The 13,062-nt window shown below is 63.1% G+C and carries 12 protein-coding genes and 1 tRNA gene; 6 read left to right on the forward strand and 7 right to left on the reverse strand.

What is annotated here, in order from left to right:
* Positions 1-10: 10 nt before the first annotated feature.
* From dapD to B7X65_RS00850, 6 genes are all read left to right on the forward strand, one after another.
* Entirely contained in the window at positions 11-838 is an 828-nt protein-coding gene (dapD, locus tag B7X65_RS00825; protein WP_293592099.1) for a 2,3,4,5-tetrahydropyridine-2,6-dicarboxylate N-succinyltransferase, read from the forward strand.
* A gap of 173 nt (positions 839-1,011) precedes the next feature.
* Complete coding sequence (locus B7X65_RS00830) at positions 1,012-2,196, forward strand: PilT/PilU family type 4a pilus ATPase (RefSeq protein ID WP_293592437.1); 1,185 nt, start codon at positions 1,012-1,014, stop codon at positions 2,194-2,196.
* 42 nt (positions 2,197-2,238) lie between these two features.
* Positions 2,239-3,432 (forward strand): succinyl-diaminopimelate desuccinylase, encoded by a 1,194-nt coding sequence (gene dapE / locus B7X65_RS00835; protein ID WP_293592100.1) that lies wholly within the window; start codon positions 2,239-2,241, stop codon positions 3,430-3,432.
* Positions 3,429-4,322 (forward strand): 50S ribosomal protein L3 N(5)-glutamine methyltransferase, encoded by an 894-nt coding sequence (gene prmB / locus B7X65_RS00840; RefSeq protein ID WP_293592101.1) that lies wholly within the window; start codon positions 3,429-3,431, stop codon positions 4,320-4,322. Before dapE ends, prmB begins: the two co-directional genes overlap by 4 nt.
* 72 nt (positions 4,323-4,394) lie before the next feature.
* Positions 4,395-6,416: an ATP-binding cassette domain-containing protein gene (locus tag B7X65_RS00845; protein WP_293592102.1), complete on the forward strand. Its 2,022-nt coding sequence runs from the start codon at positions 4,395-4,397 to the stop codon at positions 6,414-6,416.
* A gap of 70 nt (positions 6,417-6,486) precedes the next feature.
* On the forward strand, positions 6,487-6,990 hold the full coding sequence (locus tag B7X65_RS00850) for a hypothetical protein (protein WP_293592103.1): 504 nt from the start codon (positions 6,487-6,489) through the stop codon (positions 6,988-6,990).
* Positions 6,991-7,107: 117 nt separating this feature from the next.
* Here B7X65_RS00850 and B7X65_RS00855 read toward each other — a convergent pair.
* From B7X65_RS00855 to B7X65_RS00885, 7 genes are all read right to left on the reverse strand, one after another.
* Positions 7,108-7,183: transfer RNA gene (locus tag B7X65_RS00855), tRNA-Lys, on the reverse strand.
* A gap of 78 nt (positions 7,184-7,261) precedes the next feature.
* Entirely contained in the window at positions 7,262-8,086 is an 825-nt protein-coding gene (locus B7X65_RS00860; protein WP_293592104.1) for a tRNA threonylcarbamoyladenosine dehydratase, read from the reverse strand.
* 85 nt (positions 8,087-8,171) lie between these two features.
* Entirely contained in the window at positions 8,172-9,281 is a 1,110-nt protein-coding gene (locus tag B7X65_RS00865; protein ID WP_293592105.1) for a YeeE/YedE family protein, read from the reverse strand.
* Positions 9,282-9,336: 55 nt separating this feature from the next.
* Positions 9,337-10,044, reverse strand: a complete 708-nt coding sequence (ybgF, locus tag B7X65_RS00870; RefSeq protein WP_293592438.1) for a tol-pal system protein YbgF — start codon at positions 10,042-10,044, stop codon at positions 9,337-9,339.
* A 69-nt stretch (positions 10,045-10,113) separates the two neighbouring features.
* A complete protein-coding gene (gene pal, locus B7X65_RS00875; RefSeq protein ID WP_293592106.1) occupies positions 10,114-10,656 on the reverse strand; it encodes a peptidoglycan-associated lipoprotein Pal in 543 nt (180 codons plus the stop codon).
* Positions 10,657-10,708: 52 nt separating this feature from the next.
* Positions 10,709-12,031, reverse strand: coding sequence for a Tol-Pal system beta propeller repeat protein TolB (gene tolB, locus B7X65_RS00880; protein WP_293592107.1), 1,323 nt, complete (start codon positions 12,029-12,031; stop codon positions 10,709-10,711).
* A complete protein-coding gene (locus B7X65_RS00885; protein ID WP_293592108.1) occupies positions 12,012-12,776 on the reverse strand; it encodes a glycosyltransferase family 2 protein in 765 nt (254 codons plus the stop codon). The genes tolB and B7X65_RS00885 overlap by 20 nt, the downstream gene beginning before the upstream one ends.
* Between the last annotated feature and the right edge of the window lie 286 nt (positions 12,777-13,062).

Genomic DNA, 13,062 nt, shown 5'->3' on the forward strand with positions numbered 1-13,062 from the left:
TCTGAAAAAAATGAATCAAGACCAACTGCAAAGCATCATCAACGCCGCCTGGGAAGACCGCGCCAACCTCTCGCCGCAGGCTGCGTCCAAAGAGGTCCAGGAGGCGGTGGAGCACACGATTTCCGAACTCAACGGCGGCCGCCTGCGCGTCGCCACGCGCCAGGGTGTGGGCCAGTGGACCACGCACCAGTGGATCAAGAAGGCCGTGCTACTGAGCTTTCGCCTGAAAGACAACGTGCTGATGCGCGCCGGTGACCTGGGGTTTTATGACAAGGTGCCGACCAAGTTCTCGCACCTGAGCGAGCAGGAAATGAAGGAAAGCGGCGTGCGTGTGGTGCCGCCGGCCGTGGCCCGCCGCGGCAGTTTCATCGCCAAGGGCGCGATCCTGATGCCCAGCTACGTGAACATCGGTGCCTATGTGGACGAAGGCACCATGGTGGACGCCTGGGCCACCGTCGGCAGCTGCGCGCAGGTCGGCAAAAATGTGCACCTGTCCGGTGGTGTCGGCCTGGGCGGTGTGCTCGAACCCCTGCAGGCCAACCCGACCATCATTGAAGACAACTGCTTCATCGGTGCGCGCTCCGAAGTGGTTGAAGGCGTGATCGTCGAGGAAAACTCCGTCATTTCCATGGGTGTCTACATCGGCCAGAGCACGCCGATTTATGACCGGGAGGCGGATACCGTGACCTATGGCCGCATTCCGGCCGGTTCTGTTGTCGTGTCGGGCAACCTGCCCAAGGCCGGCGGCAAATACTCGCTGTATTGCGCGGTGATCGTCAAGAAGGTGGATGCCAAGACCCGTGCCACGACCAGCCTGAACGATCTCCTTCGTGACTAATGGCCCCCACGCTTGTCGCTTCGCGTACTGCGCTGCCCCCCGAGGGGGCGCTGCGCCTGCGGGCCGGCGAAGCCGGACCCGCGGCCCCGGCTGGTAAAGACAGGGCTGCGGCTTGTGTCTTGTGTCTCCTCTGAATGATTGATTGATCGGAACCGACGATGACTGCGCAGACCATGAGCACGATGGAACGTATCCTGCGTTTGATGGCCGATAAAAAGGCCTCCGACGTCTATCTGTCGGCGCATTCGCCGGCCCTCATCAAGATCAACGGCGAGGCCATTCCGATCAACAGCCAGATCCTGCCGCCGGACGCGCCGCGCAACCTGCTGGCGGAGGTGTTGCCTCCCGAGCGCATCGAGGAGCTCGAAGAACTCGGTGAGCTCAACATGGGCTTTCCGCTGGCCGGCGTCGGCAATTTCCGCATCAGCGGTTTCAGGCAGCGCAGCACCTATGCGGCCGTGATCCGCTACGTGCCCGGTGAGATTCCGCCGCTCGAGAGCCTGAACGTGCCGCCCATCCTGGCCGACCTGATCATGGAAAAACGCGGCCTGCTGCTGATGGTGGGCTCCACCGGCGCCGGAAAAAGCACCACCCTGGCGTCCATGATGGACCACCGCAACGCAACCATGCCGGGCCACATCCTGACGATCGAAGACCCGGTCGAGTTTTTGTTCACCAACAAGAAGTCGGTGGTCAACCAGCGCGAGGTCGGCAGCGACACGCAGTCGCTGCAGGTGGCGCTGAAAAACGCGTTGCGCCAGGCGCCCGACGTGATCCTGATCGGCGAGATCCGCGACCGCGAAACCATGTCAGCCGCGATTGCCTATGCGCAGTCGGGTCACCTGTGCCTGGCCACCATGCATGCCAACAACAGCTACCAGGCGCTCAACCGCATCCTGAGTTTTTACCCGGTCGAGGTGCGCAACACCATGCTCGGCGACCTCGGCGCGGCCATGAAAGCCATCGTCTCGCAGCGCCTGCTGCGCACGCAGGCGGGCGGCCGCGCGCCGGCAGTGGAGGTCATGCTCAACACCAAGCTGATCTCCGAGCTGATCGAAAAAGGCGACTTCTCCGGCGTCAAGGAAGCGATGGAAAAGTCCATGGCCGAGGGCTCGCAGACCTTCGAGCAGGACATCGCCAAGCTGATCGTTGACGGCACCGTCACGCGCAAGGAAGGCCTGCTGCATGCCGACTCGCCGACCAACCTGATGTGGCGCCTGGAAAACGACTTCGCCATGGCCGCCAAGGCGGCACAAGAGCCCGAAGAAGATGAGGACGACGAAGCCTCCTTCACAGAGATCACGCTCGACGTTCGTCACGACACCAAGACCGGCAACACCGGTTATGGCAACCTGTAAGCGCAGCCCCGGGGTCCTCCTTTTTCCTTCGTTTCCTTTTTCATGTCTTCCACACTCCGACTTGCTGAACAACTGATTTCCCGACCCTCGGTGACACCCGACGACGCGGGTTGCCAGGCCCTCCTGGCCGCGCGTCTGCAGGCGCTGGGTTTTGAATGTGAAACCATCGTCAGCGGGCCAGAGCACTTCCGCGTCACCAACCTGTGGGCAACATTCAAGGGTTTTGGCCCTGTAGCCCAGACGGGACGGGCGCAGGCAGCTCCTGATTCGATAGCACCCAGAACCCTGGTCTTTGCCGGCCACACCGATGTGGTGCCGACCGGCCCGCTGGAGCAGTGGACCAGCCCGCCCTTCACCCCCAGCCACCGCGACGGTGTGCTCTACGGGCGCGGCGCCGCGGACATGAAAACCTCGATCGCGGCCATGGTCGTGGCCGTCGAGGAATTTCTCGCGGCCACCCCGCAGCCGAATCTCTCCATCGCCTTCCTGATCACCAGCGACGAGGAAGGCCCGTCGGTGGACGGCACGGCCGTGGTGGTGCAGCAGCTCAAGGCGCGCGGCGAGGTGCTGGACTACTGCATCGTCGGCGAGCCGACCTCGGTGGACCAGCTCGGCGACATGATCAAGAACGGCCGCCGCGGCACGCTGAGCGGCAAGCTCACGGTCAAGGGCGTGCAGGGCCACATCGCCTACCCGCACCTGGCCAAAAACCCGATTCACGACTTTGCCCCCGCGCTGGCCGAACTGGTCGCCACCGAATGGGATGCCGGCAACACCTTTTTCCCGGCCACCAGCTGGCAGGTGTCGAATGTGCACGGCGGCACCGGTGCGTCCAACATCATCCCGGGCGAGCTGGTGGTGGACTTCAACTTCCGCTTTTCGACCGAATCGACCGCCGACAGCCTGAAAGCGCGGCTCGAGGCCATCCTGCAAAAACACCAGCTCGACTACACGCTGACCTGGACCCTGGGCGGCCAGCCCTTTCTGACCACGCCCGGCGAGCTGGTGCAGGCCGTCAGCGAGTCCATACGCGCCGAGACCGGTCTGCAGACCGAACTCTCGACCACCGGCGGCACCAGCGACGGGCGTTTTATCGCCAGCATCTGCCCGCAACTGATCGAGTTCGGCCCGATCAACGCGTCCATCCACAAGATCGACGAACACGTGCTGGTCAGCACGCTGGACCCGCTCAAAAACATCTACAGGGGCGTGCTGGAGCGCCTCGCCGGCCAGTGAGCGCAGCGCCTGCCCCGACGACCGTCATCGCCTTGGTCGAGTACTGGGCCGACCGCCTCGAGGCCGCCGGCCTCACCTTGGCCGACGGTTTCGGCCAGGGCACGCTGACCGCTTTCGACGAAGCCGCCTGGCTGGTGCTGTGGTCGCTGGGCCTGCCGCTGGACGAGCTCGACGAAGAGGAAAATACGCCTGTATCCCCCGCCGATGCTGCAAAGGTTGCTATCCTTCTGGAAGCACGCATCAACACCCGCAAACCCGCCGCCTACCTGACGCGGGAGGCCTGGCTGCAGGGCGTGCCCTTTTATGTCGATGAACGCGTGATCATTCCGCGCTCGCTGATTGCCGAACTGCTGGTCGATGAAAGCATCGACCCCTGGCTCAGCGCGTCCACCCACCGTGTGCTGGACCTGTGCACCGGCAACGGCAGCCTGGCCATCCTCGCCGCCATGGCGTACCCCGACGTGGCCGTCGATGCCGCCGACATCAGTACCGACGCGCTGGCCGTGGCCCGCATCAATGTGGACGTCCATGAGTTGCAGTCGCGTATCACCCTCATCGAGTCTGACGGACTGGCCGCCTGCCCCGGCCCGTATGACCTGATTCTGTGCAACCCGCCTTATGTCAACGCGGCCACCATGGCCGCCCTGCCGGCCGAATTCAGGGCTGAACCGGCCCTGGCGCTGGCCGGTGGCGCGGACGGCATGGACTTCATTCGAAGCCTTTTTCTAAACGCGGCCGGCCATATGAGCGAAAATGGTGTTTTGGTGCTGGAAATCGGCAACGAGCGCGAGAATTTTGAACGCGCCTTCCAGCACCTGGAACCGCTCTGGTTTGAAACCAGCGCCGGCCCCGACCAGGTTCTGCTCCTCACGCGCCAACAACTGGCTTGAGACTTGCGTCTCGGGCCGTCATTGGGGCGCAGCGCGCCGACTGGCTATTTTTCTTGTGTCTGCTTGGTTTAAATGATTACCCTTAAAAACGTGGTGCTGCGTCGCGGCGCCAAAGTGATTCTCGACAGCGCGTCTGTCACCCTCAACCCCGGCGAAAAAGTCGGCCTGGTGGGGCGTAACGGCGCGGGCAAGTCCTCGCTGTTTGCCATGCTCAACGGCACGCTGCATGAAGACGGCGGCGAGTTCTACATCCCCGCCCAGTGGCGCATGGCGCAGGTCGCCCAGGACATGCCCGAAACCGAACAAAGCGCCACCAGCTACGTGATTGAAGGCGACGTGGTGCTGCAGGCCGCGCAGGCCGAGGTCGACGCCGCCGAAGCCAGCGGTGACGGCGACCGCATGGCGCATGCCTACATGGAGCTCTACGACTCGGGCGCGCACGACGCGCCGGCCAGAGCCCAGGCGCTGATCCTCGGCCTGGGTTTCAAGCTCAGCGAGCTCGACAACCCGGTCAACAGTTTTTCCGGCGGCTGGCGCATGCGCCTGCAGCTGGCGCGCGCGCTGATGTGCCCCTCCGACCTGCTGCTGCTCGACGAACCGACCAACCACCTGGACCTGGACGCGCTGGTCTGGCTGGAAGCCTGGCTCAAGCGTTACCAGGGCACCATGCTGGTCATCAGCCATGACCGCGAGTTTCTCGATGCCGTGACCGATGTCACCGTGCACATTGAAGGCGCCAAGCTGACCCGTTACGGCGGCAACTACAGCAAGTTCGAGGATCTGCGCGCCGAGCAGATGGCGCTTCAGCAGGGTGCCTTCAACAAGCAGCAGGACAAGATTGCCCACCTGCAGAAGTTCATTGCCCGTTTCAAGGCCAAGGCCAGCAAGGCCAAGCAGGCGCAAAGCCGGGTCAAGGCGCTGGACCGCATGGAGAAAATTGCGCCGCTGCTGGCCGAAGCCGACTTCACCTTCGAATTCAAGGAACCGGCCAACCTGCCCAACCCCATGCTCTCGATGCAGCATGTCGATTTCGGCTACCCGCCGCCAGCCGATGCGCCCGCAGGCACACCACCCACGGTCATCGTGCAGAACGTCAGCAAGTCGGTGCTGGCCGGCCAGCGCATCGGCATCCTGGGCGCCAACGGCCAGGGCAAGTCCACCGTGGTCAAGACCATCGCGCGTGCGCTGGCGCCCATTAGCGGCGAGATGACCGAAGGCAAAGGCCTGAACATCGGCTACTTCGCGCAGCAGGAGCTCGACGTGCTGCGTCCGGCCGACAATCCGCTGGAACACATGATCCGGCTGGTCAAGGAAGTCACCGCCGCCGGCAAGATAGGCAGCCAGCCAACCCGCGAGCAGGACTTGCGCAGCTTTCTGGGCAACTTCAATTTCGGCGGCGACATGGTCAAGCAGGCCGTCGGCAGCATGAGCGGCGGTGAAAAAGCCCGCCTGGTGCTGTGCATGATCGTCTGGCAACGCCCCAACCTGCTGCTGCTCGATGAGCCGACCAATCACCTGGACCTGGCCACACGTGAAGCCTTGTCGATGGCGCTCAACGAGTTTGAAGGCACGGTCATGCTGGTCAGCCACGATCGCGCTCTCCTGCGAGCCGTGTGCGACGAGTTCTGGATGGTCTCGCGTGGCGGCGTCGCGCCGTTCGACGGCGACCTCGACGACTACCAGCGTTACCTGCTCGACGAAGCCAAACGCCAGCGCGAAGAAGCCAAAAAATCCACCAGTACCGCTGCACCGGCTGCAGCCGCTACCAAAACAGTAGCTGCCAGCGGAACAGCAACGCCGGCTGCAGCCACTTTTGACGCCAAAAAACCGGCCAGCAAGAAGGACGACGCGCAGCGCCGGCAACAGCAGTCGGACACGACCAAGCCGCTGCGCAAGGAACTGGAAAAAATCGACGCGCGCATGCAGTCGCTGAGCGCGGAACGCGACAGCCTGCAGGCCTCGCTGGCAAGCACCACCGCGCCTGCGGAAATGGCCCAGTCCGGCAAGCGCCTGAAGGTGATAGCCACCGAACTGGGCACGCTGGAAGAGCGCTGGCTGGAACTCACCGAGCAGATCGAAACCTCGCTGGCCTGAGTCGGCGTTGGGCGCACGGGTTGGGCTTGCGGCTCTAACCCCGCCGGGCATTTCGCGCTAAAGTGCACTCATGCCCACCGCCCTCCAGATGGCTTCCGACGACGCGGCCCTTGCGGCCGCGGTGATTCGCAGCCGCAAGCTGCTCAACAAACGCGCCATGGTCGCTGCCGCGGCCAGCGCCGTGCCGGTGCCCGGCCTCGACTGGGCGGTCGATGCCGCGATGCTGTCGAAGCTGATTCCTGAAATCAACCGCGAGTTTGGCCTCACGCCGCAGCAGCTCGACCAGCTCGATCCGAAAAAGCGCGACCAGGTCCAGAAAGCGGTCACCCTGGTCGGCTCGGTCCTGATCGGCAAGTTCATCTCCAGAGACCTGATCCTCAAGGCTGCCACCAAAATCGGCATGCGGCTGACCACCAAACAACTCGCCAAGTACGTGCCCTTCGCGGGTCAGATCGTTGCCGCCACCGTCGGTTATGCGGCCATCCGTTATCTGGGCGAGGAACACATGAAAGACTGTATTCGCGTGGCGCAGCAGGCGCAGCTGGAAGTGCCTCTGCTGGGCTACTCTGCCTGAATATCCTTTGCCGGCCACGCAGCCGTGAGGATATTGCCGATGACTTGAAACGAAGTAAGGATCAAACACCAGGCAAAGAAAAAGCGCCTGACTTTGCAGTCAGGCGCTTTAAAAATTTGGTGGGGCCTGCGGGGGTCGAACCCACGACAAACGGATTAAAAGTCCGCTGCTCTACCAACTGAGCTAAGGCCCCAAGGATTTCTCCCTGGTCTGTACTGCGTAATGCAGAACAGCCTCAAATTATAGCGTCATTTTTTGGCTCTTTAAAAAACTACTCAGCAATTTTGTTGAGCACCCAACCTGCAGCACACAAACCGAAGGCCGATGTCACGCTGACCACCGATCCATAGCCATGACAATTGAGGCTGCCATCGCCCGATGCATCGTCCTGAATCTCGCATGCATCCAGCGCAGCGTCAGCCCCCGAGGCCAGGGCCGCGGGCTGCATCACCGCCTCGCGGCTGAACACACAGGCCACACCGATCTTTCCCTTGCGCGCCGCGCCCTGCTCCCTGCGCAGGCGGTAACGCAGCTGTGCGAGCAGCGGGTCGTGCGTGACCAGCGACAGGTCTTCAATATCAACCTTGTGCGCGTGGCGCTTGCCACCGGCAGCACCGACGCTGATGAAGTTGACTCTGTGGCGCATCGCCCATGCGGCCATGGCGGTTTTGGCCCGGACCTGGTCGCAGGCATCGATGACCGACACCGCGTTGCTGCCGTGCGCATCCAGCCCTGCAATCATCGGCCAGTTGGCGGCATCGACAAACTCCTCGATGCAATGCACCACACACCCGGGATGGATGTGCGTTATGCGTTCGCGCATCGCCTGGACCTTGGCCTGCCCCAGTGTGGTGTCGAGCGCGTGGATCTGGCGGTTGATGTTGGACTCGGCGATGTGGTCCAGGTCAATCAGCGTCAGCCTGTCCACGCCGCTGCGCGCCAGGGCTTCGGCGGCCCAGGAACCCACGCCGCCCAGGCCCACCACTACCACATGGGCCGCGCGAATTTTTTTTGCGCCTGACACGCCATACAGACGCGCCAGCCCGCCGAAGCGCCGCTCCAGGTCGGCAGGGAGTTCAGAAGAAATTTCAGTCACAGGCAATTTCCCGCCGGGACGCCCCAAGGGAAATCAGCCCCCTCGGGGGGCAGCGAGGACACGCCAGTGCCGAGCGTGGGGGCCATCAACTTTCCAGCCGCCAGATCTGGTATTTCAGCCCCGCCACAGCACCGGCGATGATGGCCGCGACAGCCACGAAACTGGTGGCGCTCAGCGTGGAGATGCCGGACAGGCCCTGCCCGATGGTGCAACCCATGGCGGTTACGCCGCCCACCCCCATCAGCACGGCCCCGACCAGGTGATTGGCGGTGTCTTCGGTATTTCGAAAGCCTTCCCAGCGGAAGCTGCGTGACAGCAGGGAATACAGCGCCGAGCCAACGACCACGCCAAACACGGACACAACACCCAGCGTCAACAATTTGGTCTTGTCACTGAAAAATATCAGCCAATCGATGGTGTAGGCCATCGGAGCCACAAAACTCAGGGCTTCCATGCGGCCGGAATTGGTCACCAGAAACGTCTCCTCCAGCGTTTCCGGATGCTCTGCGACATAAGCCATGTGACCGCTGAGCCACCACATGGCGGTAATCAGCAGGCCAATGCCGAGTCCGGCGAGCAGGTTGTCAAAGCGGAGAAACTCCGGGCCGGCCAGCGCCCAGACGATCAGGCCCCCACCCAGCACCCCGGCCAGCACCAGTCCGGCCAGCACCGGTGACACACCAAGCAAACCGGTCGCCCAGTTGGACAAGGCGGCGTTGCCGGAAAAATCGATGGCCACACGATCTACCGTGGCCACGCGCAGCACCGCCGTGATGCCCTTGAGTGTGGCAAATGCGGCCACCGCCATGACCACAAACACCACCAGTGATTTGAGGTTGCCGCCACCTATGCGCACCAGCGTCTTGCTGCCGCAGCCCGAAGCCAGCACCATGCCAAAGCCGAACAGCAGGCCGCCGACCAGCGCGGACAGCCAGATGAAGCGGTTCGAGGCATATATCGCTTTGGCCGGGTCGATCAGCCCGGCCGCGGCCAGGCCGTAAAAGCCGATCATGGCCACGCCGATGGCCATGCCCCACACACGCATGCGTGTCCAGTCACCCATGTTGACAATGTCGCTGACCGCACCCATGGTGCAGAAGTGGGTTCGCTGGACAACGGCGCCGAACAGCACCGCCAGAATGAAGGCCGCCCAGAGAACCTGGGCGGTGAGTGTGTTGAGCTGGGAGATATCCATCGCCCGATTTTAGGGGCTGGGCAGGAAGTGCGCTGCCCTGCCGCCTGCGAAGTCTCTACTTGAGCCTGGCCAGGCGTTCCTTGGCGACCGAAGCGGCTTCCGACTGCGGGTAGGCCTTGAGCAGGTCTTCCAGCGTCTTGCGCGCCGCCTTGACGTCCTTGAGCTCGACCTGGCAGTTGGCCACGGCAAGCACGGCTTCGGGGGCGCGCATATGCTCGGGGTCGGCGGCCACCAGCGCGCGGAAATTGACCAGCGCGTCGCGGTAGTTGCGCAGCGCGTACTGTGCGTTGCCGAGCCAGAACAGCGCCGGCGCCTTGTAGCCGCTTTGGGGATACCGCTTGAGAAAATTGGTGAAGGCGGCCTGGGCCGGCGCGAACTCGCCCTTGCGCAGTACTGCCAGCGCAGCCTCGAACTCCTGCTTTTCTGCCGGGTCTGCCACGAACTCACGGCCGTCAACACTGACCTTGGATGGCTCGAACCGGCTGAGCCGGTCATTCACGCCCTGTGACAAATCCTTTTGCATGCGCTGGACTTCGGCGAGTTCGCGGGCAAACTGCTCGTCCTGCCCGCGCATTCTGGCCAGTTCGCTGCGCAACTGGTCGATCTGGCTGGACAACTCGAGCAGGCTGCGGCGCAGCTGCGCGGTTTCATCACCGGACTTGCGCAGCTCGGTCGTTGTGGCATCGAGCCGCTGGCGCAGTTCAAGAATCGCCTTGCGGGCTTCATCATCCTCGAACAACGCCGCATGGGCGTTGAACGCCATGACGCAGGCTAGCGCACACGCCACGGCTCCCAGCGAAGTCCGGAAGTTCTTCAAGGTCATGGCTGCAACTTAACGGTAGTTGAATTCGGCGCGGCGATTTTTGGAGTAGGACTCTTCATCCGAGCCCGTCACGGCAGGTTTTTCCTCGCCGAAGCTGACCGCTTCGACCTGCGCATCGGTGGCGCCCAGCAGGCCCAAGGCGCGGCGCACGGCCTCGGCACGTTTCTGCCCCAATGCCAGGTTGTACTCGCGGCCGCCGCGCTCATCGGTGCTGCCTTCAATCACCAGCTTGCGGGCCTTGTTGGCGCTGAGGAAACGCGAATGGGCTTCCACCGTCGCCTGAAATTCCGGCTTGATGACAAAACTGTCGTAGTCGAAGTAGATCACGCGGGCTGCACCGGGCGGGCCAGCGAGCGAAGGATCGGTGGCACCGATCAGGACAGGCGCCACATCGCGGCCGGTCACGCCGGCTGCGTCGCCGGTTCCCGGTGCGGTGGTGACCGGGGTCCGGTTTTCGACAGGCACCTCATTGAGTTTGACGCCCGAGCTGCAGCCGACCAGTGCGGCGCTCAGGGTGATGATGGAGGCGAGTGAGATCAGGATGCGCTTCATGAATGTGTACTTTCCGTAAAAAATAAAAAGGGGTTGGGATCAAGGTGACTGGTTACCTCTGGAAAGGTCCCCAGTCAGGCTCACGTATGTCTCCGGCGGCGCCGGTCAGGCGGGCTTTGATCTTGCCGTCCAGGGTGGTGGTCAGCAGGGCTTCCCTGCCCTGTTGCTGGGTGGCATAGACGATCAGCCGGCTGTTCGGCGCAAAACTGGGGCTTTCATCGGCGCTGGTGTCGGTGATCGAGATGGCGGTTCCCTTGCCGAGGTCCATCAGGTGCAGCTTGAAGGCGCCACCTATGCGTGAAATATAGGCCAGCCAGCGGCCATCCGGGCTCAGGGCCGGCGATATGTTGTAACTCCCGGTAAAGGTGACACGTTCGATATTGCCGCCGCCGGCTCCCATGCGGTAGATCTGCGGCGAGCCGCCGCGATCACTCACGAAATAGACGTATTTCCCGTCCGGTGAAAACGCCGGCTCGGTGTCGATGCTGGCCGATTGGGTCAAGCGGCGCGCCTCGCCGCCTGTCGCCGGAATGGCATACAGCTGCGAGCCGCCATCCCGGCTCAGCGTCGCGACCAGCTGGTTGCCGTTGGGCGCCCATGCCGGCGCGCTGTTGGAGCCGCGGAAGTTCGCCAGCAGGCGGCGTTTGCCCGAGGCCACATCGTGGGCATAAATCACCGGCTTGCGCGACTCGAACGACACATAAGCCAGCTGCGCGCCGGTGGGCGACCACGCCGGGGAGATGATGGGCTCGGGGCTGGTCAGCGCCGACTGGGCGCCTTCGCCATCGGAGTCGGCCACCCACAGGTTGTAACGCGGGCCGACCTTGGTCACATAGGCGATGCGGGTGGAGAAAACGCCTTTCTCGCCGGTCAGTTTTTCATAAACAAAGTCGGCAATGCGATGCGCCGACAGGCGCAGGTCGCCCTGCGGTATCACGTAGCTTTGCCCGCCGAGGTCCTGCCCGCGCACCACGTCCCAAAGGCGGCAGCGAACGTCGAAGCGGCCATCGGCCAGACGCGTCACGCTGCCGGTCAGCAGAGAATCGGCGGCGCGCTGGCGCCACACGGACAGGTCGGGCCGGGAGTTTTCGTCCAGGTTCTGGCCGGCAGTATCGACCGCACGGAATTGGCCGCTCCGCTCCAGGTCGGCCTGCACAATGGCGGCGATTTTCTGCGGCGACTGTGCATCACCGCGAAAGCCGGCAATGGCAATCGGCAACTGGGTCAGGCCGACGCCCGACACCTCGACCCGGAACTGGGACCAGGCGGGTTGTACCGCCAGGACGCCCAGGCTGCCGGTCAGTCCGGCGATGAAGCTGCGACGGCCTGTTGACAGGCCCCGAATCGAATAAAGGTCAGGTTTTTTGAGGTGCATTTTTCTGGTTCAAACAATACAGGGTGAAGTACTTGCCGAATGCGGCTTGGGCCTGCATGGCACACACGGCAAAACCCATGCTGCCGTCGAGGATGCCGAGGCGAAAAAAATAGCTTTTGACGAAAGCGACCACACCCGATATTACCGCCCTCGGCATGGAGCTGGACCTGCCGCGCGCATGCGCCTGCGTGGCCCAGGCCAGGCTGTATTGCTCCAGCTTGCGCCAGTAGTGGGCGGGTGTCGGGTAACTATAGTGAAGCAACTTGGCGTTCAGCCGTGAAACAGCGCCGGAGCTCAGGATCACGCGCTCATGCACCAGATCGTCGCTGAACCGGGCCTGTCCGCGCCGGAAAAGGCGCAACACCGGGTCAGGCGTCCATCCACAGTGGTGAATCCACTGGCCGCAGAACTGGGTAAGGCGGGGAATTTCAAAGGCGTCGGCCGCGCCATGGAGGACCGCTCTCTGGATCTCTGCGGCCAGCTCGGGCGTCACACGCTCATCCGCATCGATGGACAGCACCCATTCCCCGGTGGCCAGGCCCAAGGCGAGATTTTTTTGCGGACCAAAGCCGGGCCAGGCTCCGGTTTCGGTCACTTCCGCCCCGAAGGCTCTGGCAATGGCGCGCGTGTTGTCGGTGCTGTCGTTGTCAACCACGACCCACTGGTCGGCGAACCGCACGGACTCCAGGCATGCCTGCAAATTGGCCTCTTCGTTTTTCGTGATGATGATGACAGAAAGAGTCATGGGAGCGCAGGTGTTGGTGAGGTTCGCAAGCCAGCCGCCCTAATTTAACGCTCCGCAAACAAGCTGTTGATTGTGGGCGCTGCCAGCGGAGGTATTTGTAGGAAATGGCCGCCAATTGTTCCACGATAATGCAGGCTTGCTCACTTCACGGTCCTGATGCGGCGCCCATGCCAAATATCGCAGCCCTTTCCCGCACCGTCACTGCTGACCTGTTCCCGGCTCCCGGTGGGGTGTCTGCGACTGGCTGCCAGATGCACATGCGCCTGGCCGTGGTTGCCCCGGCCAG

The organism is Polaromonas sp. 39-63-25, assembly GCF_002278925.1.
Classification (GTDB): domain Bacteria; phylum Pseudomonadota; class Gammaproteobacteria; order Burkholderiales; family Burkholderiaceae_C; genus Polaromonas.